The 26,888-nt window shown below is 63.7% G+C and carries 28 protein-coding genes and 1 tRNA gene; 14 read left to right on the forward strand and 15 right to left on the reverse strand.

The window, feature by feature from the left end; translation table 11 throughout:
• Positions 1 to 32: 32 nt before the first annotated feature.
• A complete protein-coding gene (locus AX756_RS11965) occupies positions 33 to 1,070 on the reverse strand; it encodes a HesA/MoeB/ThiF family protein (protein WP_068311462.1) in 1,038 nt (345 codons plus the stop codon).
• Positions 1,071 to 1,444: 374 nt separating this feature from the next.
• Between AX756_RS11965 and AX756_RS11970 the strand changes: the two genes are divergently transcribed.
• From AX756_RS11970 to AX756_RS11985, 4 genes are all read left to right on the forward strand, one after another.
• Positions 1,445 to 4,771 carry an Ig-like domain-containing protein gene (locus tag AX756_RS11970; protein ID WP_068311464.1) on the forward strand — a complete coding sequence of 1,109 codons (3,327 nt, stop codon included), beginning with the start codon at positions 1,445 to 1,447 and terminating at the stop codon, positions 4,769 to 4,771.
• A gap of 73 nt (positions 4,772 to 4,844) precedes the next feature.
• On the forward strand, positions 4,845 to 6,149 hold the full coding sequence (locus AX756_RS11975; protein ID WP_231701043.1) for a TolC family protein: 1,305 nt from the start codon (positions 4,845 to 4,847) through the stop codon (positions 6,147 to 6,149).
• A 5-nt stretch (positions 6,150 to 6,154) separates the two neighbouring features.
• Positions 6,155 to 8,362 carry a type I secretion system permease/ATPase gene (locus tag AX756_RS11980; RefSeq protein ID WP_068311634.1) on the forward strand — a complete coding sequence of 736 codons (2,208 nt, stop codon included), beginning with the start codon at positions 6,155 to 6,157 and terminating at the stop codon, positions 8,360 to 8,362.
• A complete protein-coding gene (locus AX756_RS11985; RefSeq protein ID WP_068311466.1) occupies positions 8,359 to 9,540 on the forward strand; it encodes a beta-barrel domain-containing protein in 1,182 nt (393 codons plus the stop codon). The genes AX756_RS11980 and AX756_RS11985 overlap by 4 nt, the downstream gene beginning before the upstream one ends.
• 3 nt (positions 9,541 to 9,543) lie before the next feature.
• Here the strand turns inward: AX756_RS11985 and AX756_RS11990 are convergent, their stop codons facing one another.
• From AX756_RS11990 to AX756_RS12005, 4 genes are all read right to left on the reverse strand, one after another.
• A complete protein-coding gene (locus tag AX756_RS11990; protein WP_231701044.1) occupies positions 9,544 to 10,254 on the reverse strand; it encodes a trypsin-like serine peptidase in 711 nt (236 codons plus the stop codon).
• Positions 10,255 to 10,620: 366 nt separating this feature from the next.
• Entirely contained in the window at positions 10,621 to 10,989 is a 369-nt protein-coding gene (locus AX756_RS11995; protein WP_068311468.1) for a hypothetical protein, read from the reverse strand.
• A gap of 138 nt (positions 10,990 to 11,127) precedes the next feature.
• Positions 11,128 to 11,212 (reverse strand) — tRNA-Leu (locus tag AX756_RS12000).
• A gap of 64 nt (positions 11,213 to 11,276) precedes the next feature.
• Positions 11,277 to 11,843: a tetratricopeptide repeat protein gene (locus AX756_RS12005; RefSeq protein WP_156461476.1), complete on the reverse strand. Its 567-nt coding sequence runs from the start codon at positions 11,841 to 11,843 to the stop codon at positions 11,277 to 11,279.
• Between the two features lie 94 nt (positions 11,844 to 11,937).
• On the opposite strand from AX756_RS12005, the gene AX756_RS12010 reads away from it, so the two are divergent.
• Positions 11,938 to 12,696 (forward strand): rhomboid family intramembrane serine protease, encoded by a 759-nt coding sequence (locus AX756_RS12010; RefSeq protein ID WP_068311470.1) that lies wholly within the window; start codon positions 11,938 to 11,940, stop codon positions 12,694 to 12,696.
• Between the two features lie 16 nt (positions 12,697 to 12,712).
• Here AX756_RS12010 and AX756_RS25625 read toward each other — a convergent pair whose 3' ends face one another.
• The 3 genes from AX756_RS25625 to AX756_RS12020 all read right to left on the reverse strand — a co-directional run bounded on the left by AX756_RS25625 (position 12,713) and on the right by AX756_RS12020 (position 14,797).
• Positions 12,713 to 12,853 (reverse strand): hypothetical protein, encoded by a 141-nt coding sequence (locus AX756_RS25625; protein WP_156461477.1) that lies wholly within the window; start codon positions 12,851 to 12,853, stop codon positions 12,713 to 12,715.
• Positions 12,854 to 12,963: 110 nt separating this feature from the next.
• Entirely contained in the window at positions 12,964 to 13,755 is a 792-nt protein-coding gene (locus AX756_RS12015) for an inositol monophosphatase family protein (protein ID WP_068311472.1), read from the reverse strand.
• 118 nt (positions 13,756 to 13,873) lie between these two features.
• Positions 13,874 to 14,797, reverse strand: coding sequence for a LysR family transcriptional regulator (locus tag AX756_RS12020; protein ID WP_068311474.1), 924 nt, complete (start codon positions 14,795 to 14,797; stop codon positions 13,874 to 13,876).
• A gap of 93 nt (positions 14,798 to 14,890) precedes the next feature.
• Between AX756_RS12020 and metF the strand changes: the two genes are divergently transcribed.
• Together metF and AX756_RS12030 are read left to right on the forward strand one after the other, a co-directional pair.
• Positions 14,891 to 15,757, forward strand: a complete 867-nt coding sequence (gene metF, locus AX756_RS12025; RefSeq protein ID WP_068311476.1) for a methylenetetrahydrofolate reductase [NAD(P)H] — start codon at positions 14,891 to 14,893, stop codon at positions 15,755 to 15,757.
• A gap of 185 nt (positions 15,758 to 15,942) precedes the next feature.
• Entirely contained in the window at positions 15,943 to 16,248 is a 306-nt protein-coding gene (locus AX756_RS12030) for a hypothetical protein (protein ID WP_068311478.1), read from the forward strand.
• Positions 16,249 to 16,273: 25 nt separating this feature from the next.
• Here the strand turns inward: AX756_RS12030 and AX756_RS12035 are convergent, their stop codons facing one another.
• Positions 16,274 to 17,335 (reverse strand): T6SS phospholipase effector Tle1-like catalytic domain-containing protein, encoded by a 1,062-nt coding sequence (locus tag AX756_RS12035; protein WP_068311479.1) that lies wholly within the window; start codon positions 17,333 to 17,335, stop codon positions 16,274 to 16,276.
• Between the two features lie 144 nt (positions 17,336 to 17,479).
• Positions 17,480 to 18,634 carry a type III PLP-dependent enzyme gene (locus AX756_RS12040; RefSeq protein WP_068311480.1) on the reverse strand — a complete coding sequence of 385 codons (1,155 nt, stop codon included), beginning with the start codon at positions 18,632 to 18,634 and terminating at the stop codon, positions 17,480 to 17,482.
• 164 nt (positions 18,635 to 18,798) lie between these two features.
• Between AX756_RS12040 and AX756_RS12045 the strand changes: the two genes are divergently transcribed.
• Positions 18,799 to 19,230 carry an Lrp/AsnC family transcriptional regulator gene (locus AX756_RS12045; RefSeq protein WP_068311481.1) on the forward strand — a complete coding sequence of 144 codons (432 nt, stop codon included), beginning with the start codon at positions 18,799 to 18,801 and terminating at the stop codon, positions 19,228 to 19,230.
• Here AX756_RS12045 and AX756_RS12050 read toward each other — a convergent pair.
• Positions 19,227 to 20,351, reverse strand: a complete 1,125-nt coding sequence (locus AX756_RS12050; RefSeq protein WP_068311640.1) for an acetoin utilization protein AcuC — start codon at positions 20,349 to 20,351, stop codon at positions 19,227 to 19,229. The genes AX756_RS12045 and AX756_RS12050 overlap by 4 nt on opposite strands.
• Positions 20,352 to 20,646: 295 nt before the next feature.
• On the opposite strand from AX756_RS12050, the gene AX756_RS12055 reads away from it, so the two are divergent.
• Positions 20,647 to 21,114, forward strand: a complete 468-nt coding sequence (locus AX756_RS12055; RefSeq protein ID WP_068311482.1) for an NUDIX hydrolase — start codon at positions 20,647 to 20,649, stop codon at positions 21,112 to 21,114.
• Between the two features lie 58 nt (positions 21,115 to 21,172).
• A complete protein-coding gene (locus tag AX756_RS12060; protein ID WP_068311487.1) occupies positions 21,173 to 21,616 on the forward strand; it encodes a DUF1178 family protein in 444 nt (147 codons plus the stop codon).
• Between the two features lie 5 nt (positions 21,617 to 21,621).
• Here AX756_RS12060 and AX756_RS12065 read toward each other — a convergent pair whose 3' ends face one another.
• On the reverse strand, positions 21,622 to 22,278 hold the full coding sequence (locus AX756_RS12065; protein ID WP_068311489.1) for a ceramidase domain-containing protein: 657 nt from the start codon (positions 22,276 to 22,278) through the stop codon (positions 21,622 to 21,624).
• 61 nt (positions 22,279 to 22,339) lie between these two features.
• On the opposite strand from AX756_RS12065, the gene AX756_RS12070 reads away from it, so the two are divergent.
• Entirely contained in the window at positions 22,340 to 23,032 is a 693-nt protein-coding gene (locus tag AX756_RS12070) for a metal-dependent hydrolase (RefSeq protein WP_068311490.1), read from the forward strand.
• 19 nt (positions 23,033 to 23,051) lie between these two features.
• Here the strand turns inward: AX756_RS12070 and AX756_RS12075 are convergent, their stop codons facing one another.
• Positions 23,052 to 23,504: a nucleoside deaminase gene (locus tag AX756_RS12075; protein ID WP_068311492.1), complete on the reverse strand. Its 453-nt coding sequence runs from the start codon at positions 23,502 to 23,504 to the stop codon at positions 23,052 to 23,054.
• A gap of 62 nt (positions 23,505 to 23,566) precedes the next feature.
• On the opposite strand from AX756_RS12075, the gene AX756_RS12080 reads away from it, so the two are divergent.
• Entirely contained in the window at positions 23,567 to 24,361 is a 795-nt protein-coding gene (locus tag AX756_RS12080; RefSeq protein WP_068311494.1) for a pseudouridine synthase, read from the forward strand.
• A 235-nt stretch (positions 24,362 to 24,596) separates the two neighbouring features.
• On the opposite strand, the gene AX756_RS12085 is transcribed toward AX756_RS12080, so the two are convergent.
• Both AX756_RS12085 and AX756_RS12090 read right to left on the reverse strand, forming a co-directional pair.
• Positions 24,597 to 25,325 carry an FG-GAP repeat domain-containing protein gene (locus AX756_RS12085; protein WP_082739075.1) on the reverse strand — a complete coding sequence of 243 codons (729 nt, stop codon included), beginning with the start codon at positions 25,323 to 25,325 and terminating at the stop codon, positions 24,597 to 24,599.
• A 3-nt stretch (positions 25,326 to 25,328) separates the two neighbouring features.
• Positions 25,329 to 25,652, reverse strand: a complete 324-nt coding sequence (locus AX756_RS12090; RefSeq protein ID WP_068311496.1) for a 2Fe-2S iron-sulfur cluster-binding protein — start codon at positions 25,650 to 25,652, stop codon at positions 25,329 to 25,331.
• A gap of 126 nt (positions 25,653 to 25,778) precedes the next feature.
• Here AX756_RS12090 and AX756_RS12095 point away from each other — a divergent pair, with 126 nt between their 5' ends.
• Complete coding sequence (locus AX756_RS12095) at positions 25,779 to 26,162, forward strand: OB-fold nucleic acid binding domain-containing protein (RefSeq protein WP_068311498.1); 384 nt, start codon at positions 25,779 to 25,781, stop codon at positions 26,160 to 26,162.
• 117 nt (positions 26,163 to 26,279) lie between these two features.
• A complete protein-coding gene (locus AX756_RS12100) occupies positions 26,280 to 26,813 on the forward strand; it encodes a peptidoglycan-binding domain-containing protein (protein ID WP_068311644.1) in 534 nt (177 codons plus the stop codon).
• The last annotated feature ends 75 nt before the right edge of the window (positions 26,814 to 26,888 follow it).

The raw sequence follows: 26,888 nt of genomic DNA on the forward strand, positions 1-26,888 counted from the left end.
CGCAGTATGGCCCGCGCGCGCGGGCTGTCCAGTCAGCCCGCGCAGATCGGGCAATCGGGACGCGGCGAAAGCGTGAATTGCCGGGTTTCGGCATAGAGCGCGTCATAGATGAGCATGCGTCCGCGCAAGGGCTCCCCCGCGCCAGAGAGGACCTTCACCGCTTCCACGGCCATCATCGTGCCCAGAACACCCGGCAGCGGCCCGAGCACGCCCGCCGCCGCGCAGGACGGCGCCAGTTCCGGCGCGGGTGCCTGCGGAAAGACGCATTGGTAACAGGGCGCGCCATTGGCGGGGTCGAAGACCGAGATCTGGCCCTCCCACTGGCTGAGCGCACCGGAGACCAGCGGCACGCCGCAAGCCACCGCGGCGCGGTTCACGAGGTAGCGGGTGTCGAAATTGTCCGTTCCGTCGAGCACGAGATCATATTCGGCGATCAGCTCCCGCGCGATCTCCTCGGTCAGTTCGCGGTGATAGGGCTTCACCTCGACGAACGGGTTGCGCGCCTTCATGGCCCGCACCGCCGAGAAAACCTTGGGCGTTCCGATATCTTCCTCGCGATGCAGGATCTGGCGTTGCAGGTTGCTGCTGTCGACCGTGTCACCGTCGATCACGCCGATCGTCCCAACGCCCGCCGTTGCAAGATAGAGCAGCGCGGGCGAGCCGAGCCCACCTGCGCCGATCACCAGAACACGGGACTGTTTCAGCTTCTTCTGTCCTGGACCGCCCAACTCCCGCAGCACAATATGGCGCGCGTATCGCTCCAGCTCTCCCTCGGCAAAGCTGCCCGGTTTCGCAACCGGCTCCGCCTCGACGGGCTGTGCCCGCGCCTTAAGCCAGCCGACCCCTGTGAAATAGAGCGCCACAAGCAGGCCAAAGCCCCCCAGCAACAGCCAGAACGCCGGCGATTGACCGGTCGCCTCCCGCAGCGGATGCCCGTCTGGCAGCACAAACTGCTCAATCACGACCACAACGTAAAGAAGTGCGATCATCGTCCAACGCACCCTGCCGGATGCGCCCATTGCTCCCCCGACGCCCCAGAGCACAGCGGCCAGGGCCAGAACAAGTATCATCCCAGGCCTCCCAACTGGACCAACCGGAACCCGGCCCGATCAGGGCGGCGGGCACCGAAAGTTCGATCATTCACCTTTGCGGGTCTCATGTTGAAAATGTCCATGCCCAAACTCGGTTTTCATCCACGGGCGTCGCATCGGCGCACGGGCTTGCCCGCTCAATTCAGCCTATCCCCAGCACCAGCGACGTCCAGAGCTACGTTTGCGTCACCCGCTAATCTATACGTTTCGTTAACCTTTTCCACATTTCTTGCACCATTGCCACAATTCCTCCCCAGAGGTTAATACTTCTGGATTGACTCTGAAATTCGCGTATAGTTTCTCGCAATCAATCAAGGGCAAAAGCCCGCAAATTCATCGAGCGGTGGGTTCAAATGAGTATTTATAAGTATGCCGTCCGGGATTCCGGAGGGGTTTTTCGTGGCGAAACGACGGACGTTGCGAACGCGACGATCGCGGTAGGCGAGGCCTCCGAAGTTTCGCTCAACATTTCTCCGAGCAACGTGTCTTCCTACACACGGCAGGGATCCGACCTGATCCTGCATCTGTCGAGTGGAGAGACCATCACCCTGCAGGGGTATTTTGCCGGGGCGCAGGCCGAGGACCGTGAGCTGTTGCTCAGCCGGGACGGCGAGTTGCACCTTGTGGCCTTCACCGACTCCGTCGGCGACGAGTATTTCGCACAATATACGGCCGTCGACATGACGGGCAAATGGAGCCCGTATGACCAGATGACCTTCCTCGATCTCGACGATGTCGAGCCGGTCATTGCTCCGCTTGTCGCCCCCGCCCTCGGCCTGGGTGGCCTTGGCGTTCTCGGCGCCGGTGGCGCGGCAGCAGCAGCGGTTGCCGCAACAGCTGGCGATGACGGTAACGATAGCGATGACGACTCGGATGGCGAAGATCCTGCCGAAGCCGGTGACGGCGACGACGGCGAGGCCGCGCCCCAAGACGATGGAAGCACCGACACCCCCGGCGACAGCGGAACTGGTGGGGGCACTGGCGGCGGAGACGATGGCGGCCCCGGCGGCGGTGATGATGGTTCTGGTGACGGTGGAGATGGCTCTGGCGGCGGTGGTGACGGAGGCGGTGACGGAGGCTCCGGCAGCACTCCCATCATTCCGACCGTGGACAATCCCGATGGCGAATACGACGTCGGCGGCAATGGCGACGGCAGCGTCACGATCACCGGCACGGGCGAGCCCGGCTCCGATGTGACCGTCACGATCGGAGACGCCCCGCAAGACACGGTCGTCGGCGATGACGGCACCTGGGGTGTCGTGTTCGGCCCCGACGATCTGCCCGAAGACGGCGTCTACGAGGTGGATGTCGACGTCGTGAGCCCGGATGGAACGGTTCATGATCTCGACGGCCCGACCGTCGATATCGACACGACCCCGCCGATTGTCCTTGTCGAGGACGGCGTGCAGTCGACCTCCGATATCGTCAATGCAGACGGTCAGGCCCAAGGCCATGTGATCTCGGGCAGCGGCGAGCCCGGCGCGTCTCTGACCGTCGAGATCGACGGCAACACACAGAGCACGACCGTCGGCGAGGATGGCTCCTGGAGCGTGACTTTCGAGTCCGGCCAGATCGCGACCGGCGAATACGAAACGGCCGTCACGATCACATCGAGCGATGCGCGCGGCAATACAACCGTCGTCAACGAGGTGCTCGACGTCGACACGATCCCGCCCGAGGTCGACCTCGGCACGGTCGAAGGCGACGACGTGATAAATGCCGCGGAAGCCTCCGACGGCGTCACGCTCAGCGGCACCGGCGAGGCGGGCAGCACGCTTTCCGTGGAGTTCCAGGGCCAGACCCGGACGACCACGGTCGGCGAAGACGGCACATGGTCCCTCGATTACGCGGCCTCCGAAATCACTTCGGGCACTTACGAGTCCGAGGTGACGATCACCGCGACCGATGGTGCGGGCAATTCCTCGACCGAGACCTTCACCCTTCAGGTGGATACCGAAACCGGCGCCGGGATCGATTCCGGCCAATTGGGCGGCGATGACGTTGCCAACGCGGCCGAGCAATCCGCCGGCATCACGCTGACAGGAACCGCCGATTCCGGCGCGACGGTGGAAGTGACCCTTGTCGGCGTCACCAAGACGGTCACCGCGGGCCAGGACGGCACATGGTCGACCTCCTACACCTCCTCGGAGATCCCGCAAGGCACCTACGAGACGACCGTCTCGGTGGTCGCGACCGACGCCGCGGGCAACAGCGCAACGGCCAGCCATGTCATTGGCGTGGATACCGAAACCTCCGTCACCTACGATGCCGGCCAGGCCGGTGGTGACGACACGGCAAACGCAGCGGAGGTCGCCTCTGGCGTGGACCTGACCGGCACCGCCGAAGCCGGGGCAACGGTGCTCGTCGAGCTTGCGGGCACCTCGCACAGCGTGGTTGCGGATGCGGATGGAAACTGGTCCGCCAGCTTCGCTTCGAACGAGATCCCACAAGGCACCTACGATGCGACCGTGACCGTCACCGCGACCGATGCGGCGGGCAACTCCAGCACCACAACGGGCACGCTGCATGTCGACACCGAGATCAATGTGGGCATCGACAGCGGCCAGGCCGGGGGCGACGACATCGCCAATGCCGAGGAAGTCACCAACGGCGTCACCCTGACCGGGACGGCCGAGGCCGGCTCGCAGGTTCAGGTGTCGCTGGCCGGCGCCACCAACTATGTGACCGCAGATGCCGACGGCAACTGGAGCAGCACTTTCGCCTCCTCGCAGATCGCGCAAGGCGAATACGATGCCACCGTCTCGGTCATTGCGACCGATGACGCCGGCAACTCGTCCAGCACGTCTTCGACCCTGCGCATCGACACCAGCACGAATGTCTCGCTGGATACGGGTATGTTCGTCATGCCCGTCAATGCCGAGCAGCTCCAGAACGGTGTCGAACTGGACGGGACCGCCGAGGCCGGCGCTGCGGTGCTTGTCACGGTGGACGGGGTCGTGCGCGAGACGGTTGCCGACGACAACGGCCGCTGGATGGTGACCTACGAGGATGGCAGCCTGCCGGAAGGGACGTATAGCGCCTCGGCCAACGTGGAAGTGACCGATATTGCCGGCAACACCGCCACGACCAGCGCCACCTTCCTGGTGGACACGGAAGTGACCAACCCGTTGATCAAGTCGGTGACCTTTGCCGATGACGACGTCACGTCGCTGTCGATCTCGACCGATGACCAGGCGTTCGACTTCTACGCGCTCAACCCGGATGGGACCGCCACCGAGCTGGCCACGACCGAATTCGCGCTGAGTCCCGAGGAGTCGCTGGTCGTTCTCAACCCGAGCGCCTCAGACGGAACGCATCTTGTTGTCGCCGCGACGGACGATGCTGGAAATACCTCCGATACGCTGCTCGTTCTGGATGACAACGTGACCAATACTGGCACGCTGGAGCACGATCAGATCGACGGCTTCAATATTGAAGGTATCGAACTGGACTACGCATCGGACGCCAATCTGACCCTCACGGAAGACATGATCCGGGATCTGTCGAGCACCTCCGATACGGTCACGGTCCACGGCGGTTCGGACGATACCGTCACGATCGAGAATGCAGCCAAGACAACGCAAACCGTCGATATCGAAGGCGAAACCTACGATATCTACACGGTTGGCGATGATGGAGTGACGGTTGTCATCGATCAAGACATCAACGTCGTCATCTGAAGGTGACAGGCAGCGGGGCGGCTCGTCCGCCCCGACACTACCCCGGGAACGCGGACGCGTCGCCGGGACTGCCGTGTTTTGCAGGTTGCTTCCGGCCGCCGCGCTCGTCGTGCTGGGCGGTTGCATGGAGATGGACAGCGAAGCGATCCAATCCCGGCTCAAGCTGCCCTTCGGGCAGGAGCAGGAACAGGTGAGCCAGGGTGCGAGCAGCTTCGTGCAGGAGGACCGCTCGGACGGGTCGGAGATCTTCGACACGCTTCTCGCCCGCCGCACGGTCATTCCCGAGGACAGCACGCTTTCGCATGTCGCGGATATCGCGCTGGCCTCCGGGGCACGCGCCTCCGAGGCCGAGCTGCGCACCGCCAAGCTGCGCGCCGAGGCCGAGGACAAGAACTGGCTGCCGACGCTGGAACCCACCGTTTCGCTGACCAGCCTGGGCGATGTTGTGACCGGTTTGATCGTCGAAGCTGTGCTCTACGATCACGGCCGCAAGAAGGCCGAGCGCGAATATGCCGCCTCCGATGTGGAAGTCGCCGCCGTCACCCTCTCGCAGGACATGAACGAGCGCGTCTTCACCGCGCAGACGCTCTTTGTCGAAGCGGTGAAGAGCCAGCACAAGGCCGCCTTGGCCGACCGCGCGCTGGCGCAGATGGAACGGTTCCGAAAGATCGTCTCCGGGCGCGTCGATGGCGGCGTTTCCGACAAGGGCGACCTGCGGATGGTCGACACCCGGTCCAGCTCGCTGCGCACGCAGAGGGACACCGCCCGCGAGGCGGCACAAACCGCGCTGTCCGAACTGTCCGCGATGACCGGAACCAGTTTCCAGACAGCAGATGTCGGCCAGCTCGGCATTTCCGCCCTACCCGAGGTCGAGGCACTCGCTGTGATAAAGGCAAAGGCCGAATCCGGGCGCAACATTGCCCGCGCCAAGGTGGAACGTGCCGGACAACTCCCGGGGATTGGCGCCGTTGCCAGCGGCGGCTCGGCCGCGCTGCAACTGGTCAGCGAGACCGGCATCGGCTTTGGCACCGCCGCCCGGATCAAGGCGATCGAGTCCACCAAGGAGACCGCGCTCTTGCAGGTCGACGAGGCGCGCGAAGATTCCGCCCGCTCCCGTAGCCGTCTGCAAAACCGTATCGAGAGCCTGAAACGCCAGCAGGCCGAGGCCGAGATGCTCGCCCGCGAGGGCAAGGAGACCTATCGCCTGTTCGAAGCGCAGTTCCGGGCCGGACAGCGCTCGGTTCTGGAAGTGGTCGATATCTACGAACAGTCCATCCAGCGCGAGATGGAAGGCCTGAACGCAAAATACGACACGTTGCTGGCGGAGCTGCAGCTCGCCCGGGATCTTGGCCTTCTAGCCAATGGAGATGCGATTTGAACAAGGTGCAAACCCCGGTCGTCGTCTCCAAGGAGGCCGTCCAGCCCGCGAACGCCGCCAATTCCGCAGAACCGGCGGGAACGCCACCCAGGAAAGCCGACACACGGGCGCAGGCCGCGCGGGTCGAGCATCGCGCCCAGCTTCTCTCCACGCTGGCCGGCCTGCATGGGGTTGAGACCCCCGCGCGCGACCTGTCGGAATTCATGTGGAAACACGCCCCCGGCAAAGTCTCCGTCGAGGCACAGGCACAGGCGCTCTCATCGACCGGTCTCGATGCCCGCGTGGCGCGCAACCAGAAGGTTGCCCCCGCCTGCTGGCCCGCGATTGCCTTCATGACGAACGGGCAATCCGTGCTGGTGCTGGAGCAGCAGGACCAAAGCCTCACGATCTTTGACGAGAGCTGCCCTGATAACCGCACCGAGGTGCCGGTGGCGGAATTCGCACCCTTCTTCTCGGGTACGTTGCTGAAAGCGCGGGTCACGCTGCGCCAACTGGCCGACCGCCATGTCGGGCAGGCCATGCGCCGGCATTGGTTCTGGGGCGAGTTCCAGCATTACCGCCGGCACGTGGCAGAGATCATGCTGGGCTCGTTCGTGGCCAACATGCTGGCCGTCGCAGTGGCCCTGTTCTCGCTGCAGGTCTATGACCGGGTCATTCCCCACCAGTCGCAATCGACGCTTTGGGTGCTGGCCATCGGCGCGCTTGCGGCGATCATGCTCGAGGGCATGCTCAAGATCGCCCGCGCCCGGATGAGCGACGCGACCGGGCGGCGGATGGAGCTGTCCATCCAGGAAAAACTGATGCGCCGCCTGCTGGGCATGCGCTCGGACAAGCGCCCGCTGCCCCCGTCGGGCCTGTTCGCCGCGATGCGCGATTTCAGCATGGTGCGGGATTTCTTTACCTCCTCCACCATCTCCGTGCTGGCCGATATCCCCTTCATCCTCCTCTTCCTCGCCCTCGTCGCCTCGATTGCGGGCAATGTCGTCTGGGTGCTGATGCTGGGCGGGGCCCTGATGGTGCTGCCGGCTTATTTCCTGCAACGCAGGATGATGGCGCTTTCGCGCGAGAACCAAGGCACCTCGGCCAAGCTCGGCCGCCTGCTGCAGGAAGTGATCACCGAGGCCGACACGGTCAAGACGCAACGCGGCGAGGAACGCGTGCTGCGGCTCTGGAACGAGCTGAACGAGTCCTCCTCCTACAGCTCCGCCGAACAACGGCGCCTGTCGAGCGCGCTGACCTTCTGGTCGCAGGGCGTGCAGCAATGCACCTATATCGCGACCGTCGTGATCGGCACCTATCTCGTCTTTGCCGGCCAGTTCACCGTCGGCACGATCATTGCCACCGGCATCCTGACCAGCCGTACACTGGCGCCGCTGACCCAGTTCGCGGGCGTTCTGGCACGCTGGAGCAATGTGCGCGGGGCGCTGGAAAATCTCGAACAGATCGCAACGGCCGAGCAGGAAAAGGACAGCGAACGGAGCTATCTGCGCCGCGAAAAGCTGCGCGGGCAATTCGAGCTGAGCGAGCTGACCTTCCACTACGACGAGGATGCCGCGCCGACGCTGGATGTCTCGGGCGTTGTCATCAAGCCGGGCCAGCATGTTACCATCCTCGGCGCGAACGGGTCGGGCAAATCAACGCTGCTGAAACTGCTGGCAGGCCTCTACGGGCCCAGCCGCGGCCGGATCCTGCTCGACGGCACGGACATGTCCCAGATCGACCCGCGCGATTTGCGCCGGGGTATCGGCTATCTGGGACAGGACGTGCGCCTGTTTGCCGGCAGCCTGCGGGACAACCTGAACCTCACCCAGCTCGAACGCAATGATGACCGGCTGATGAAGGCTCTGGATTTCGCCGGGCTCGGCGCCTTCCTGCGCAGCCACCCGCAGGGGCTGGACCTTCAGATCCGCGACGGCGGCGAGGGGCTCTCCGTCGGGCAGCGCCAGTCCATTGGTTGGGCGCGGCTCTGGTTGCAGAACCCGCAGATCGCACTGCTGGACGAACCGACCGCGGCGCTGGACCAGACGCTGGAACGCACGCTGGTCAGCCGGCTGGGCAAGTGGCTCGACGGGCGCACGGCGCTGATCGCCACCCACCGCACGCCGATCCTCGCGCTGACCGACCGCACGCTGATCCTGCAGGCCGGCCGCCTCGCCGTGGACGGGCCGCGTGAACAGGTCCTGGCGCATCTGGCCTCGGGAGACCGCCGATGAGCGTTCTGACCCATGAGACCGAAACCGGGCTTGAACAGCAGATCCGCGCCTCGCGCCTGACGATCCGGCTGATCGCGCTGGCCGTGGGTCTGTTCGTGCTCTGGTCCGCCTTTGCCTGGGTGGACGAGATCGTGCGCGCCGATGGCGAAGTCGTCTCGTCCTCGCGCTCGCAAAGCGTGCAGAACCTCGAAGGCGGCATCCTGGCCGAACTCGCGGTCAAGCAGGGCGACCTTGTCGAGGCAGGGCAGGTTCTGGCGACCCTGCAAGATACCCGCTTCCGCACCGCCTTCGACGATCTTCAGGACCAGATCGACGCGCTGCTGATCCGCCGGATCCGGCTGGAAGCCGAGATCGACGGCGCGGCGGAGTTCACGGTGCCCGAGGATCTCGCGGAGCGCTCGCCGCGCATGCTCGCCTCGGAAAGGTCGCTGCTGCGCGCCCGCCAGACGGATCTCGAAAGCCGGAGCGAGGGCGCGTTGGCGCAGCTCGAACAGGCAAAGTCCGAGCTGACCAACATGGAGAAGCTCTACAAGAAGGAATTCGTCGCCCTGCTGGAGGTCAACAAGGCCCGCGACAAGGCCACCGAGGCCGATATTCGCTACAAGGACATCCTGACCCAGGCCGAACTGGAACTGGCAGAGGACTATTCCGAAACGCTCAAGGAAATCACCTCGCTGCGGCAGGAAATCCGGCTGGCGCAGGACCAACTGAGCCGCACCGTGATCACCGCGCCGATGCGGGGCATCGTCAACAACCTGGGCGTGACGACCATCGGCGGCGTTATCCGGCCGGGCGAAGAGATTTTTGAAATCATCCCGTTGGGCGAGGAATTGTTCGTGGAAGCCCGCGTGCGCCCGGAGAACATCGCCGACGTGGTGACCGGGCAGGATGCCTCGATCAAGCTCACGGCTTACGACTACACGATCTATGGAACGCTCAAGGGCAAGGTGGATTTCATCTCCGCCGACACGTTCGAGGACGAGCGCGATCCCTCCGCCCCGCCCTTCTATCGGGTCACCGTGACGGTGGATGTGAATGCGCTGACCGAGCGGCAGAAGGCGATCGAGATCCGTCCCGGCATGCGCGCGCTGGTCGAGTTGCATACCGGATCGAAGACGATCCTGCATTACCTGATGAAGCCGCTCTACAAGTCGAAAGAGGCATTCCGGGAGCCTTAGCGCCTAGCCGCCCGACAAGAGCCGCAAAGTGTTGGCGTTCAGCGTCGTTCCAACCGACACCTTCTTGCCGTTCATCGCCGCCTTGGCCGAAACGACGGAGACCAAAGTGGGCCGGTTGCCCTTGTTCAGCGCGATCACCGGCGCACCGGAGGCGCCGTAATCCACCTCGCAGGACATGACCAACGTCTGCATTTCCCGCGCCAGCACGGTACAGGGATATTCCATGATCGGATTGGTCTTGTTCCCGATCGTGTAGGACATCACCGCCAGCGTGTCGCCGCGCTCAAGGCCGGGATTGAAATCGAGCGGCAGGACGTTCTGGCTGGAAATCGGGCTTTGCAGCCGCAGCAGCGCAAGGTCGTTGCCAAGCTGGGCGTTCCCCTTGCGGCGATGGCGGTAACTGGGGTGTTCCTTGGCGCTGGCCACCTGCCGGACCGCGCTGGCCCGGCCCTGCTTGAGACCGGCCTGGAACTCTATCTTGTGTGGATCGACCCGCCGTCCTGTCCTGGGATCATAGAGGCAATGGGCCGCTGTCAGCACGGTATCTGGCGAAACCAGCGCCCCCGTGCACATCGCGTTGCCGGAAACGACCAGCCGGCCAACGGCAGTCTCGCCCGGAAAGGAATTGTACAGCCGCGTGCTTTTCGCGGAAATCCCCCCACCCATGACCGGCAGCAGGGTCAGGGCGAGTAATAGTGTTCTGGCAGCGCGCATTCGGCCTCCGATCGTCTTTGGAGCCAAAAGACCCGACCGCTGCGGCGACATTCAGGCGAAATAAGCACCTTTTGCGTCGCTTTCTGCGGCCTGGATTCGAAACGGGCCGCAACCCGGCTCCTGGCAGACATTTCGTAACCCGCTGAAAACAAATGGCAGTTTCAGAATCAGCAAAGCTACCCCCGGGTCATGCTGACTCGGGGGGTGCTGTGAGTCCACGAAAACCTCCCCAGCAGCAGGCCAACCCGCCGCAATGGCGCCTTCATTTCCGAACCGCCCGCGCACCCTCGGCGCTCATGATTCCAAGGCGATTCATCGCGGTCGCGATTAGGGCTTTCCGGGCAATCGGCTTCCGCCGCGCAAAGTTCAGAAATGCTGTTTGGGTTCATCTGGCTTGCCGGCGGCCACGGCCAGCAAGCCGCCCGTGAGGCAGAAGCCGATCGGGAACATGGTGAATACGCCGAAGCCGAAGGTGTAATACATCAACCCGCCCGCAATCAGCATCATCAGACCTCCCCAAAGCGCACGGCTCTTTGCCATCGCGCCCCCTGCAATTGCCAGCAGCGGGGCAAGAAAGCTCGCAACACGGATCAGTTCGGCATTCTGAGGCCGGCCGAAGACCTCTCCGACTTCCTCGTAATTCCGAATGACCTCGGTATAGCCGAAACCAAAGAACCCGATCACAAGGGCGATAAGCCCGCCAATCAATCCAAGCGTCAGCGCTGCGTTACGCATCCAATCACCCCTCAACGCCCGAAGCGCCTGTTTCTATGCTCTGGGCTAGAGGTAAGTGTCCGCCCCGGTGCGTATCAAGGGGAGAAATGGGAAACAGTCAGAGCCAAATGTCAGCATCGTTTCGCCACCGGCGAAAGGTGGTGCGGGCGGCGGGAGTCGAACCCGCACGGGCCACGCCCGAGCGATTTTAAGTCGCTTGTGTCTACCATTCCACCACGCCCGCAACATGCCCGGAATAGGCCCTGCGCGCGCGGGCGGCAAGAGGGGGACCGCCCTGAAGCCGGCTCTCAGAGCTCGGAGTCTGAAATCCGGCCTTCGAGGACCGGAACAAGGTCGCGTTCCTTGAGCCACGGGTTTAGCGAGAGCGCCGCCTTCAGATCCCGCAATGCCTCGACATCCCTGCCGAGCGCCATCAGCGCCATGGCCCGACCGGTCAACGCTCCCAGATGCTCGGGCGCGCGGGCAAGGGCGCGTTCCAGATCCTCCAATGCGGGTTCGTAATCCTGCCGGATGAAAGCCACGAAGGCGCGCTGGTTGTAACCTTCTGCATAGGTCGGGCAATAATCGACGAGCGCATCGAACGCCGCCATCGCGGCTTCGAGGTCGAAGACAGACCGCCGCTCGATCCCGACATCGAGCAAGTCTTGCGAGTAAGCATCCGGCGCTTCGGCCCAGATCTCCCAAAGCTGGTTGGTCAGCAGCTGCGCGGAGCGGGCATCGGGCGCCTCCCGCACCTGCGCCATCAACTCGGCGTGGCGAGGATCGCTTTCAGATATCTCGGGACAGGCGAGGCCTGCCGTTGCACCGAAAGCGATCCAGAGGGTCGAAAGCCCCGTGAGTGTTGCACGTCTCATACTGTAACGATGCGCGATCTTCCGCTTCGGTCAAATCACGGCTGCGTCAGAGTGTTTTGCTTGACCGCGCAGGGCGGCCCGCTAGCCTTCGCCCATGTTCCCGATCCGCGATCATAACCCCTCGGGGCGGACGCCCTTTGTCACTTACCTGCTGATCGCGGCCAATATTCTGATCTTCCTGTCTTATTGGGATCTCATGAACTATCCGCGGGATCTCATGATCTTCTACGATCACTACGCATTGATTCCGGCACGACCGAGCCTGGGCAGCTATCTCACCTCGATGTTCCTGCATGGCGGGATCTGGCACCTGTTGGGCAACATGCTCTTCCTGTGGATCTTTGGCGACAATCTGGAAGACGAGATGGGGCACGGCGGATTCGCGCTCTTCTACCTGGCCAGCGGCATCGCGGCCGGGCTCGTGCACGTCATGCTATCCCCCGGTTCCATGGTGCCCACCGTGGGTGCCTCCGGCGCGATTGCGGGCGTCATGGGCGGCTACCTGCTGCTGTTTCCCCGCGCCCGAGTCGACGTGCTGCTGATCATCATCATCCTGATCCGCGTGATCTCGGTTCCGGCCTGGGTGATGCTGCTGCTGTGGTTCGGCTTGCAGTTGCTGGGCGCTGCCGGCTCCGACCCCGATACGGGCGGGGTCGCCTACTGGGCCCATACGGGCGGCTTCGTGGTCGGGGCCATTCTCGCGCTGCCAGTCTGGATACGGCGCGGCGGACAGGTTTTCTGGAAGAAAACGCAGGGTCTACCGCCGCATCCGGCAGCCCGTTACGGTCGCAGCGGGATCCCTCGGGTCCGACAGAACCGCAGCGATATCCCGCCGGTGCGCCGGCGCAGGTGATCCGCCGATTGGCGCATCATTCGAAAGATGTCTTGATTTCGTAATCCGTGGTCGTATCCGCAATGTCGGTCGCGACGATCACGACATTGGCACGCCACAAGTGAATCGAACCGAGCGCCATGCTGACGACAGCTGCAGTGAGTACGACCCAATCCACCGTGACCGCTCCGCGGTCTTCGGATTGGAAACGGGCAAATAGCCGCCGGAGGAGAGCTTTCGGTTTCATGTCACCACAGTATCGAGCAAATGTGGCGCAAAATCGACGGTTCAGCGGCTTCGAATTGTCTGTGCGAACTTGTTGAACACGCCGCCATTGCCAGCGATCAGCATCTGGTCGGCGAAAATCTCGCGCCCTTCATAGAGCGGCTCGACGAACCCGCCGGCCTCGCGAACGATGACCAGACCCGCTGCGACGTCATGCGTTTTGGCTTCCCGCTCCCAGTAACCGTCATAGCGGCCGGCGGCGACATAGGCGAGGTCGAGCGCGGCAGATCCCCAGCGGCGGACGCCGGCGCATTGCGGCATCAGGCGGGCAAGATCCTGCATCATGGCCGGCAGGGTACGCATACTGCCCCAGGGGATACCGGTCGCGAAAACCGACTCGATCATCCGGGTACGGCCGGAAACGCGGATCCGTTGATCGTTATTGAGCCAGGCGCCCGCGCCCTTCTCGGCATAGAACATCTCGTCCTTGGCCGCGTCGAAGACGACGCCGGCCACAACCTCGCCCTTGTGCTCCAGCGCAATGGAGACCGCCCAGTGCGGCAAGCCGTGCAGGAAGTTGGTCGTGCCGTCCAGCGGGTCCACGATCCAGCGGCGTGTCGGATCCTTGCCCGCCACTTCTCCGGTTTCCTCGCCGAACCAGCCATAGCTGGGGCGCGCGGCCATCAGCTCCTCGTGGATGATCTCCTCGGCACGCAGGTCGGCCTTGGTGACGAAATCTCCCGGCCCCTTGGTGCCGACCTGGAGATTCTCCACTTCGCGGAAATCCTTGACCAGCGAGCGCCCCGCCATGCGGGCTGCCTTGATCATGACGTTAAGATTTGCGCTGCCCTGCATCGGTCCGGCTCCTGATGATTCAAGCCGGTCGTATACTGGCCCGAAACGCAGAAGGGAAGCCACGTCGCACCCGCCGGAAAACCGGCCGGCCGGATGTCGCCCCCGACCGCTTTCCCGCTCAGCCGGACGGCTGATCCTGTGCCCGTTGCAGCCGCGTCGGAATCGTGCGCGCCAGACGCAGGAAATGCGCCATGAACGGCTTCTCGATATCCTCCGATCGGCTGGCAGCATAAAGCCGGCGCGACAGGCCCGTTTCGGTCAGCGGACGGGTAACATAGTCGGAATTGTAGCGCACCTCGCGCACGACCCAGTCGGGCAACACCGCGACACCACGGTTGGACGCGACCAGAAGGAGGATAACGGCCGTCAACTCCACCTGCCGCACCCCGCGCGGCTCGACCCGGGCCGGCATCAGCAACTGGCTGAACACGTCGAGCTTTGAGCGCTCCACCGGGTAGGTGATAAGCGTTTCGCTGCGGAAATCCTCGGCGTCAATGAAAGGGCGATCGGCCAGGGGATGCCGGGAGGAGGCCACGAAAACCGGCGAGTAGTCGAAGAGCGGGTTGAAGGTGACGCCTTCCAGTTTCTCGGGATCCGACGAGATGACCACATCCACCTCTTCCTTCCAAAGCGCGGGCAACGCGTCGAAGGCGAGGCCCGGGCGAATATCGACATCGACATCCGGCCAGGCCTTGCGGAACTCCTCCAGCACCGGGAAGAGCCACTCGAAACATGCATGACACTCGATGGCAATATGAAGCCGACCGGATTTACCCGTCCGTAACCCGTCGAACTCCTCCTCCAGCGCCGCCATCTCGGGCAGGACCCTTTCGGCGGTCCGCAACATGCGCAGCCCCGCCGCCGAGAGCTTGAGCGGCTTGGAGCGGCGCACGAACAGCTCCATACCTGCTTGATCTTCCAGCCCTTTTACCTGATGACTGAGCGCCGACTGCGTGATGTTGAGCATATCGGCCGCCCGCGCCAGCCCGCCTGCCTCGTGGATGGCCTTGATCGTGCGCAGGTGGCGGAGTTCTACATGCATGTCTGACTCATGATCTTAGTGAAAATTATGAAATTGCCTCACGACGCGGAATATGCGAGGTCGGATACCGACACAAGAGGATGAAAAACCGCCATGCCCGCCCCGCACGTCTCTTTCGAATTCTTTCCGCCCCGCTCGGTCGAAGCTTCCTTCCGGCTGCACGAGACCGTGAAAGCGCTTGCCCCGCTCAAGCCGGAATTCGTCTCGGTGACCTATGGCGCCGGCGGCACCACGCGCCGGCTGACCCATGAAGCGGTCTCCGCGATCCATCGTACGACCGATCTTCGGGTGGCCGCGCACCTGACCTGTGTCGATGCAACCCGGGACGAGACGCTGGAAATCGCCAGGACCTATGCCGCCGAAGGCGTAACCGACATCGTTGCGCTTCGTGGCGACCCGCCGAAGGGGGCGAGCCGTTTCGAGCCGCATCCGGAGGGCTTTACCGATACGTGCGAGCTGATCTCGGCGCTGCGCGACAGCGGAGATTTCACCATTCGCGTCGGCGCGTACCCGGACCGCCACCCTGAAGCGACCAGCGATCTGGCCGATGTCGAGTGGCTCAAGCGCAAGATCGACGCCGGTGCGCATGAAGCGATCACCCAGTTCTTCTTCGAAGCGGAGACCTTCTTCCGCTTCCGCGATGCCTGCGAGAAGGCCGGTATCGACGCGCCCATCCTGCCGGGCATCCTGCCGATCGAGCACTGGGGCAACACCAAGCGTTTTGCCCAGCGTTGCGGAGCCAAGGTTCCGGACTGGCTCGACGAGGCATTTGCGCTTGCCGAGCGCGACGGACGCGAGGAGCTGCTAGCCATTGCCGTCGCCACGGAGCTGTGCTCCGAACTGGTCGAGGGCGGCGCGGGTCACCTGCATTTCTACACGCTCAACAAGCCGCACCTGACGCATGACATCTGCCATGCGCTAGGCGTTGTGCAGCATGCGAGCTTGCAGGATGTAGCCTGATCGCACTCCGGCGACTGCCGTAAACGACAAGAATTCCACGGGCATGGCATCCTCGATTTGGCTGCCGTGCCTTTTTTGTCGTTTCAAGACTTCAGTTTATGACCGCATCGGGCATTACCCAACGTCATTAAGGAAATCCTAATCGAGAACTGTAACAGTTCCGAAAGAGCAGTTCAGAGGCAAGTATGATTGGTTACCAATACCTTCTGCAATCTGGCCACAACTGGCAGAAGGCAGCAGTCGAAGAACAGGAAATGTGGTTCGCCGCGTCCGAAGTGATCTGGCTGCGGAGCTGGCAGATGATGACCGGGACGATGTCCACCGAAGAGGCCACCAAGATGGTGCTGGAAAAGCCGGTCGCCTTCGTTCAGGCGGCGCAGGATGCCGGCGTCTCCGCGATCAACGGCAATGATCCCGGCGCCATTACCCGTGCTGCCGTTGCGCCCCTGCGAAAGGAAGCGCGCGACAACGCGCGGCGTCTGCGCAGCTGATCACGACATGCCGCGACCGTAGCTTTCAGCCCGCCGTTGCAGCCCGCACAAGATCCTCCTGACGGTCGATCGCCGGGTGGAACGTCTCGGACGGGTCACTGCCGATACGGCGCCTTGCCCGCAACAGGAACAGCTTTCCCAACCCGCGAAACGTTCCGACCGACGGCGCCTCGGCATCGCACGGGAAGCGTAGCCGCCACCCGTTAGGCAAGGACAGACCCGCGGTTTCTGCCATTTCCAGCATCCAGACCAACGACAGGTTCGCCAGCGGGCGCGCGGCCTCGAAACCGCCCAGTTGCCCGCCGATATCGCCGTGACAACCTGGGAACCAACGCTGCTCCACCGTCCCGACGGATCCCGGCGGGGTCTCCCACAACTCCGGGGTGAAGGCGAGGCGGGTCTCGTCATGGGCCAGCGCGTGGTAGCCATGGCGGATATGGGGTCCGATGGCGTGGTTGTGAAAGGCATGGGCCGGCTCGGTCAGCCGCCACAGGAGCGGCAGGCGCAGCCCAAGCGCCTTGACCGTGTCCCAGACGCCGACCATCTCGATGAGCGTATTCGCGTGGCACAGGTTGCGGCCAAACCTCGTCGCGGCCTCGCTCGTCGGCGCGCATTGGTAGTGGCGATAGGCCAGACGGACATTCCGTTCGGTTACAAACTCCGCCTTGAGCAGGCCGATCCGGTCGATCACGCCGGCCAGCGAGCGCACGGCGAAAGCCCCGCGCGAATAGCCGAACAGGTAGATCTTGTCGCCGGGCCGGTAGCGCGCAGCGATGAACCCGTAGGCGCGGCGGATTTTCCGGTTCATCCCACGGCCCACCACGACATCGCCTGTGCTTGCCCAGTCGCGCCACTGGATGCCGGCTTCGTAGAAGAGCGACAGTTGCGGGTTGGGGCGGCGTTCGGCCAGCAACCGATAGGTCAGCCCGGCATTCGTCTCGCATCCCGGCTCCAGCGAGGACATGGTTCCGTCCAGGATCACCACATGGACCACCGGCCCGCGCCGGTGCGACGTCATCCCCGAATGGCGGTGACGATTCCGGCGGCGCAGGCGCTTCCACGCGGCAAACTGACGGTTCAGCCGCATGGTGCCGTGGCTCCCAAACCTGCCGACTTTCGCAAAATCCGCATGAGTGCTCGCTCCCCCGTTTTTGAAGGGTTCAGATACCAGATGTGGGGACTGCCGAACGTCTTCGCCAGATGCAGCCGCCCCGGAACGCGAACCCGTGCATTATCGTGAGACATCATTCCCAAGTGACTGAACCGTTGCCAATTCGAGGTGACCGAAACCATTGAACCGTGTGACCGTCGCCGTCGAATAGGCGCCCATGCCGTGGAAAAGCAGCACATCGCCCTCCGATACGGTCTCGGGCAGGTTCAATTGCCCCGGCAGCCGGTCGAGGCTGTCACAGGTCGGGCCGAAGACGGTCCGCGCGCGCATGGGGGCGCGCCGCTTGTTTCCATGACTGTCATAAAGCTCGTAGCGATCGGTTGTGCCGATCTGCGGGAACTCCATCAGCCCGCCATAAACGCCGTCGTCGAGAAAGACGTCGGAAGCATCGCGCACCGCGCGCACGCGGGCGGCGAGCGACTGGCTCTCGGCGACCATGCCGCGTCCGGGCTCGCAAAGCAGATCCGGCCGGTTCGGCCCGAAAGCGGTACGAGCCGCCTGTCCGATCCGCTCGAAGATCCCTTCGAGATCCGGCGGCGCCTGCGTCAGACGATGCGCCGGAAAGCCACCGCCCACATTGAGCCGAGCGATCCGCACATCGGCGGTTTTCGAGATCACCGCCGCCTCGCGGATATAGCTCTCCCATGCGGCCGCCTGGATACATTGTGTGCCTGGGTGGAAGGTCATGGAGGGCACGAGACCGGCGGAGGCAACGGCGCGGAGCAACTCTGCGGCCTGTTCCGCCGTGGCGCCGAACTTGCTGCCGAAATCATAGGCGGCACCGGGAACCGGGAGCTTGAAACGAACCGAAACTTCGCTGCCGACGGGCAAACAGGCTGCGAGCTTTGCCAGCTCCGACTGGCTGTCCACGCTGAAGGAACGCACGCCCAGCGCAACGGCGTGCGCGATCTCTGCCTGCCCGCGCACCGGGTTGTTGAAATGCAGCACCGCCTCCGGAACCACGCGGCGCAACAGCTCGATTTCCTCGACAGAGGCCACGTCGAAGGCCGCGATCCCCGCCGCGCTAAGGTTCTGGAGCACCGCGGTTTCCGGGTTCGCCTTCACCGCGTAGCTTACCAGCCCGGGAAAGCCCGCGCGAAACCGCGCGGCCGTCCGCTGCAGGATCGCGGGCGCAAAAAACAGCACCGGCCCACCGCTCGGGTGGGCCGCGATATAGTCACCCGGGTTCTTCCAGATCGTCTTGTTCAGCCCCATTGGCCTGCTCCACCAACCAAGGCACAGAGTGGCGGCCTGTTCCGACCGCTCCTGCCATGCGCGTTTCCTATACAGAATCGCATGCATTTCGGACGATTTACCCAAGAATTCCGTTTAATTTGCCGAATAATTTCGGCAACATGACGAAAAGATCAGGCAGATTGATGGACGATCTCGACAAGACATTGCTGTCAGCCCTGGCCGCAGACAGCTCCACCCCGATCTCCCAGCTTGCAAGGCAGGCCGGCGTGGCACGTTCGACCGTCCAGGCCCGGATCGAGCGGCTTCAGCATTCCGGTGTAATCGCCGGCTACACGATCCGGTTGGGAGAACCTGCCGAACGCCGCCGGATTCGAGCGACCGTTCTGCTGCATGTCGAGCCGCGCAGCGCGGCCGCGCTTGTCCAGCGGCTCAAGGCGATGCCGGAAGTCGAAGCCTGCCACAGCACCACCGGCCGCGTAGATCTGATCCTGCAGCTCGTGGCCGAGACAACCGGCGAGCTGGACGAGGCGCTGGACCGGATCGGCGCCATTCCCGGCGTGCGCGACACGGAATCGCTCATCCACCTGTCCAGCAAGTTCGATCGCCGAACCTAGCCCAGCCCCTCGCGCTGCCGCAGGAAGGACAGCCTGTCGCGCAACTCGGAGCGAATCGCGCCGTCGCGCGGGGCGTCCCGCAGCGTGGTGAACCAATGCGTCGGAGGATTGCGGCCAAGCCGGTGGCCATCCCACGCGATGGCCCGCAGGACGGCCTCGCCCTCGGGCGGCAGCCGGTCCGGGATCTCGATCCCGTTCAGCACCGCCCAGACGCCCGTCCAGAGCCGCCCGACAGACCACGGGTTATAGCCACCGCCACCGAGCACGAGATAGCGCGGCGCGAGCGGCCGCAGCGCCGCGACGATCTCCCAATGGGCATTGTTGGACAGTGAAAGCTGCGAGAGCGGGTCCTCCTCGACGGCATCCGCCCCGCATTGCAGCACGATTGCCTCCGGCGCGAAGCGGTCGACCAGTGGCAGGATCAGCGTCTCGCGGATCAGGGCCATCTCCGTGTCGTTCAACCCGCGCGGCACCGGCAGGTTGACCGCGGACCCGCCCGCATCCTCCCCAAGATCGCCGGTAAACGGCCAGCGCCGCTCCTCGTGAACCGAGATCATCAAGGTTTCGGGATCGCCGGCAAGGCCCATCTCGACCCCGTCGGGATGATGCGCGTCGATGTCGATATAGACGATCCGGCGAATCCCGTTCCGCCGCAGCGACAGGATGCCGAGCACCGGATCGTTCAGGTAGCAGAACCCGTTGGCCCGCGCCGGCATGCCGTGATGCGTCCCGCCGGCCGGGTGGTGGATCACCCCGCCCTGCGCCAGAAGCTCGCCGGCAAGGATCGAGCCCCCCGCCCCGGTGGCGGGTCGCCGGAAGATCTCCGCGTAGACCGGGTTCGAATGGGTGCCGAGCCCGAAACGGTCGCGCGTTTCCGTCGAAACCTGCTGCTCGGCCTCGGCCTTGACCAGGGCCGCGAGATAGGACGGGTCATGCCAATGGCTGAGCGCGGCGGGTTTGGCACGCGGTGACGTGATGTAGCTCTCGCTACCGAGCCAGCCCAGCGTGCGGGTCAGGTCCATCACCGTCGAGACCCTCGGCACCCGTAGGGGGTGCCAGGCCCCGTAGCTAGATCCGCGATAGATCTCCGAGCCGATGAAACCGGTGAAACCGCCCTTCATATGCCGCGTATCGATAGCGTCCCCCGTCTCTGAACCCTGCCCGTTTTCCAAGTCGTACCGTTCCTCCAACTGGCGGTTTTTCACTCTGGCGCATCGACCGCCCGTCGGCCTGTTTTCTCTCGCAAAAATCGTTGCATTCGGGCCGATTTTTACTATCTAGATCGAATCAATTTCGTCGCAAAGCTGGAACAGAACCGTCGCAGGTGATACCTAGGGTATAACCAAGACTGAATAGGCGCCGCCAGAAATCACAAGGAACCATCCGCCACGAGGGCGATGCGGTAATAGGTAACCCGTGCAAGAGAATTTCAAACTTCCCAAGGGACTGACAGCGGACAAGGATGTCCGGACCCAATATGGAGCGCTTTGCTATCGTGTCGTTAACGGCAAGCCTCAGGTTCTGTTGATAACGTCTCGCACAAGCCGCCGCTGGATCATCCCGAAGGGCTGGCCGATGCGCAACGTGACCCCGGATGGCGCAGCAAAGATCGAAGCCTGGGAAGAAGCCGGTGTTCGCGGCAAGGCCGAGCAGGACTGCATCGGCTATTTCAGCTATATCAAGGTAGCCGAGGCCAAGGGCGAGAAGGACCTGCCCTGTGTTGTCTGCGTCTTCCCGGTCAAGGTGAAGTCGCTCGCCAAGGATTTTCCAGAGTGCAACCAACGCCGTCGCAAGTGGTTCTCGCCAAAGCAGGCCAGCAAGAAAGTAGCCGAGCCGGAATTGCGGGAGATCCTGCGGAATTTCGACCCGGGCAAGGCTCGTTAGAGACCCCGACGCGCACGCCCTTTGAAATTCTCGCAGTCAGGCGTTACATCTGAAGAGCATGATCAAGTACAGCCTCATATGCGCCGACGGGCACCGCTTCGAAAGCTGGTTTGCGTCGGCCAATGCCTTCGAAAAGCTTGTCGCTTCGGGGATGGTGAGTTGTGCTGTCTGTGGCTCCGAAAAGGTCGAAAAAGCGATGATGGCGCCGAATGTGAAATCCAGCGAGCGGAAGGCAGAACCCGCCTGCCCGGACACCGAACACCCGCTTTCCGCGCCCGCCACGACCGCCGAAAAGGCAATCGCCGAGCTGCGCAAGCGGGTCGAAGCCGAAAGCGACTATGTCGGCCGCGATTTCGCCCGCGAAGCCCGCGCCATTCACGAGGGCGAGGCGCCGAAACGCTCGATCCATGGCGAGGCCAACATGCAGGAAGCCAGAAGCCTGATCGAAGACGGCGTGCCGGTCGCCCCGCTGCCCTTCGCTCCGCGCCGCAAGACGAACTGAGCCCGTCAGGCGCGCCGCTCAACCATGTGACGGCGATAGACCTCGATCATCCAGCCCAGCATGATCCCGTTCAGGATATGCCACAGGAAATGCGTGCCCAGCGGGAAGCTGGCGCAGAGCGCCTCGTCCACCGAACGGAACCCCAGCGAGGCGCAGAGGATCCCCGCCCCGAAGGCCAATCCCCCCGCTGTCCGGGGCGCACGCCTGCGCAAGCCGATGGCGTAGAGCGCGATCAGCAGCGGCACCGGCCAGTACCCCGCCGAGACCTCAAAGAAGGGAAGCTTTTGAAACAGCGGCAGCGTGAGCGCGGCGAAGGGGAAGAACCCGGTCGTCGCCAGCAAGGCCCACGGCCACGAGAGGTTCCAGAAATCACGGTTGGCCGCGAAAATGTAGAGCAGGATGAAGAGGGCGATTGGCGTGGTGTCCGCGATCGCTCCCCAAATCGTCGCGTGGGTGTGAAACAGGTAGGAGCCGATACCGATCGCCGCGAGGACCACGCACATACCGACAGCGAACGGCAATCCCTGTCCGCGCACCCGCCGCCAGAGCAGGAAGGCCGCGATCAGGAAGGCCGCATTGGTGAGCGCATTCACCGGCTCCGACCAATAGGTAAAATCGGTCCGTTCACAATATCCATCGACCTGCCGCAATAGGCCTTCCATTCCGATCCCTCCGCGATAGGCTCGCCCCTGCAATGCTTAGCTCTTTGGGAGGAGGAGACAAATGAAGATCACCTGGCTTGGCCATTCCGGCTTCCGTATCGAGATCGCGGATCAGGTTCTGCTGATCGATCCCTGGCTCACGGGCAACCCGTCCTTCCCCGAAACCCGCCGCGCCGAGGCGGTTGCCGGCGCCACCCACATCCTGCTCACCCACGGCCATGGCGACCATTCCGCCGACGCGCTGGCGCTGTCGAAGGAACTCGGCGCGCCGATTGTCGGCATCTATGACCTGATGAGCCATTGGGAAGCCACCGAAGGCGCCAATGTCATCGGCTTCAACAAGGGCGGCACGGTGGCCCTTGGCGGGATCGCGGTGACAATGGTGAACGCGGTTCATTCCTCCTCGCTCGGATCCGAGGCGGGGCCGATCTATGCCGGAGGCGAGGCCGGCTTCATGATCAGCGGCGAAGGGCACACGATCTATGTCTCCGGAGATACCGATGTGACTGCCGATATGGGCGTCTGGGCAGAGCTGCATCAGCCCGATATCGGCATCCTCTGCGCGGGTGGCCATTTCACCATGGACATGAAGCGCGCCGCCTTCGCTGCCCGCAAGTTCTTCGACTTCAAGGTCGTGATCCCCTGCCATTACCGGACCTTCCCGCTGCTGGAACAGTCCGCCGAAGCGCTGATCGAAGCGCTGCCCGGCGTGGAGGTAAAGACGCCCGAAGTCATGGAACCCGTCGGGATCTGACCGAAATGCGCCGCTCGGTTTACCGCCGGGCGGCAAAGAAATCCTTCAACAGGCGCTCCGCCTCCTCCGCCCGGATGCCGTCATAGACCTCCGGTACATGATGGGCCTGCGGATGCGAGAAAATGCGCGGTCCCTGCGCCACGCCGCCGGATTTGGGGTCTGCCGCGCCGTAATAGAGCCGCGCGATCCGCGCCGCCGAGATGACCATCGCACAGGCTGGGCAAGGCTCCAGCGTCACGTAGAGATCATGCCCCGGCAGCCGCTCGGACCCCGTCGCCGCACAGGCTGCGCGGATCACCAGCACCTCGGCATGCGCCGTCGGGTCACTGAGTTCGCGGGTCCGGTTGCCATCCCGCGCCACGACGCGGCCCATTGGGTCCACCAGCACCGCGCCCACGGGCACCTCCCCGCGCGCAGCGGCAGCGCGGGCTTCCTCCAGAGCAATGTCCATATGGCTGGTGAATGGGCTCATTCTCCTCCCCTGCCCTGCCACGGCGCTCTTGGCAAGGCCACGGTGGCAGCGTATCGGAGAGCATGACCCAGAATTCAGAAGCCCCCAAGGATGGCGACCGTATCGCCAAGGTGATCGCCCGTGCCGGCCATGCCTCGCGCCGCGAAGCCGAGCGCATGATCGAAGCCGGCCGCGTGACCGTGAACGGCAAGAAGATCGACAGCCCGGCCCTCAACGTGACTGCCGCGGACAGCATCACCATCGACGGACAAACGCTCGCCGAAACCGAGCCGCCGCGCCTCTGGCTCTATCACAAGCCCGCGGGGCTCGTGACCACGGCGCGAGACGAAAAGGGCCGGCCTACCGTCTTCGATTCTCTGCCCGAAGACATGCCACGCGTGCTTTCTGTCGGCCGGTTGGATCTTACCTCCGAAGGGCTTCTGCTGCTGACCAATGACGGCGCAATCAAGCGGCGGCTGGAGCTGCCCTCGACGGGTTGGGTGCGGAAATACCGCGTCCGCGTCAATGGTCGCCCGGAAGACAAGACCTTCGAGCCACTCCGCAAGGGCATCGTGATCGAAGGCGAGCGTTTCCAGCCAATGAGCGTCACGCTCGACCGCCAGCAGGCCTCCAATGCCTGGATCACGGTCGGCATTCGCGAGGGCCGCAACCGCGAGATCCGCCGCGCCATGGAAACCGTGGGCCTGCCCGTGAACCGGCTGATCCGCATAAGCTATGGCCCGTTCCGCCTGGGCGACCTCAAGCCGGGCGAGGTCGAGGAAGTGAAAGGGCGTGTTCTGCGGGACCAACTCGGTCTGGACAAGGAATTCGAACCGATTTCGGAACCAAAGCGCCGTCCGCAACGTAAGCGCCGCTAAAGATGGCGAAGGCTTAACTCTGCGCTCGTCCCCAGTTCTGAGCCGCTTTTCGGGCTGGATTGTCGTTCGGTCGCGCGCTAAGCGCGCGCCCCCCGCCTTTAACGCCTGCAAAACTGCCCGAACCAAACCGGGGCAGTCTCCACGTGTTGAATTCTTATGGTTTCTTGGATTGCGCCGAGCACCCTCGCCGAACGGGGGAGTGCATCTTCGATGTGCCGAAGAGCAGGAGCCCCCGTTATCGACATTCCATCGCAGCCGAAAACGAAGCACGCCCTTCATGCCGACCGATATCGCGGGTCAGCAGGGTTTTTCCGTCCAACCGGACGGCAAGGAGCCGCTGCCAATCCGCCGAGGCCAGCAGCATTTCCGGCCCGGCACTGCAATGGCGTATCCCTCCGGCAATATCACGTTCACCGATCTTGTGATTGGTAAAGCCCGCCGCCGAAGTCACTTCCGTCAGCTTGCCATCGGAATAGCGCCAGACCCGCAAGATCTTTGCAAGGTGCGGCCGGTCGACATAGGCAAGCTCAACCGTTCCGTCTCCGTTCAGATCGGCCACACCAACGGGCGCCAGCCAACGGAAGCGGGTTCCGATAAAGGGCGTTGCGGTCAGACGAACAGGCGTGTTGTCCGCCAGCCCCCACACTGCCAATCGCGCGCCGTTATCTCGATGGCTTTCGACCACCACCACTTCCGGGGCGCCGTCGCCGTCCAGGTCCGCAAGTCGCGGAGCGACATCTTCAAAGACCATCTCTTCGGGAAGCATGACATCGACCGCACGCGCGCCGCAAGACAGCCGCAGCGTTCCCCATTCGAGGTCATCCCCCAGAACGCCATGCGGATAGCGATCTGTCGGCTCCAGGTAGCTGGCGCCATCAATCGGGCGGTCACATATCTGCGCGCCCGCCGCCCCAGCCAGGTGAACAGCGAGAACGGCGAACGTGGCAAGCGCGACCCGTAGCACCGATCAGATCTGCTTTTCGGGAAGCTGGACCACGAGCCCGTCGAGATCGTCGGTCACCTTGATCTGGCAGGTCAGGCGCGACAGGCCCGGCTTCGTCTCGTAGGCGAAGTCCAGCATGTCCTCTTCCATCGACTCCACGGCCGGAAGCTTCTCGGCCCAGGCCGGGTCGATATAGGCGTGGCAGGTCGAACAGGCGCAGGCCCCGCCGCAATCGGCATCGATCCCGGGCACACCGTTATCGCGCGCACCTTCCATTACCGTCAGCCCAGTGGCGACGTCCACGACATGTTCTTTTCCGGAATGCTCGACATAGGTGATTTTTGGCACGCGTCTTGTCCTTCTTGCTGCCTTTGCCGCTTGGCTTCTCCATTGGCTGACATAAGTCAATCGCCCCGGCATTGCCAGTGCCGACAGGGCTTGGCCTCCACGCGCATTTGTTCTATTTTTGTTCCAATGCCTTTTCTTTGTCCCTCACCTCCCCCCGGCAGTTGGCCGCGCCCACCGTCCTGCCTCACGGCCAGCCAACTCGCGCTGCCGCCGGCCGGCGCGCGGATCTGCGTGGCCGGGCTGGTGCTGGTCAGGCAACGGCCCGGCACCGCCAAGGGGGTGATCTTCATCACGCTGGAAGACGAGACCGGCACCTGCAATATCGTTGTCTGGGCCAAGGTCTATGAACGCTATCGCCGGGCGGTGATCGCCGGGCGCCTGCTGCGCGTGACCGGCCGCATTCAGCGCGAGCAGGAAGTGATGCATGTGATCGCGGAACAGGTCGAGGATATCTCCGCCATGCTCGACGAGTTGGCCCGCCCCGATTTCGACCCGGATAGCCCCGCATGAGTCGCATCGGCCACAGCAGGCGCCCGGAAATCTGGCGACGGCGCGGACGGGCTTGCCCGAAACGGTCGACCGGATAGTCTGCCGCGAATCCGCTTCTCAACCCGTCCGAACAAAATGATGATCCGCCCGGCCCTGCTCCTCGCATTGCTTGCCCTGCCAGCCTGCAGCCCGGGCCTTCCGGAGGTTGCGCATCTGCAGCAAGCCGACCAGATTGACTCGCGCGATGCCTCCGGGCCGCCTGACGCCGCACCCGGTACCTGCTGGGGTCGTGATGAAACCCCGGCACGGCTACAGACCATCACCGAAGAGATCATCGTCACACCGGCAGTTCTCGATGCCGATGGCAACGTGACAACCCCTGCTGTGACACAAACCGAGTCCCGGCAGGAAATCGTCGAAGAGCGCCGCGAACTCTGGTTCGAAACGCCCTGCCCGAACAGTTTTACACCCGATGTCGTCGCCTCGCTGCAACGCGCGCTCCAGGCCCGCGGTTATTACGCGGGCGATATCAATGGTGCGCTCGACAGCGCGACACGCAGCGCAATTCGCAACTACCAGAAGCCGCAGGGACTGAACTCTTCGGTCCTTTCGTTGACTGCCGCGCGACAACTCGGGCTCGTCGCCATCGCAGTGCCGGAAGACCCCGCGTAGCTCTGGCCGCCGCAGCGCCTTGCGTGACCGGGCCCGTCAGGCCCCTTCTGACCGGTTCGCCCGACATCGACGCAT

This window comes from Aliiruegeria sabulilitoris, from assembly GCF_001558155.1.
In the GTDB taxonomy this organism is placed as follows: Bacteria; Pseudomonadota; Alphaproteobacteria; order Rhodobacterales; family Rhodobacteraceae; genus Tropicimonas; species Tropicimonas sabulilitoris.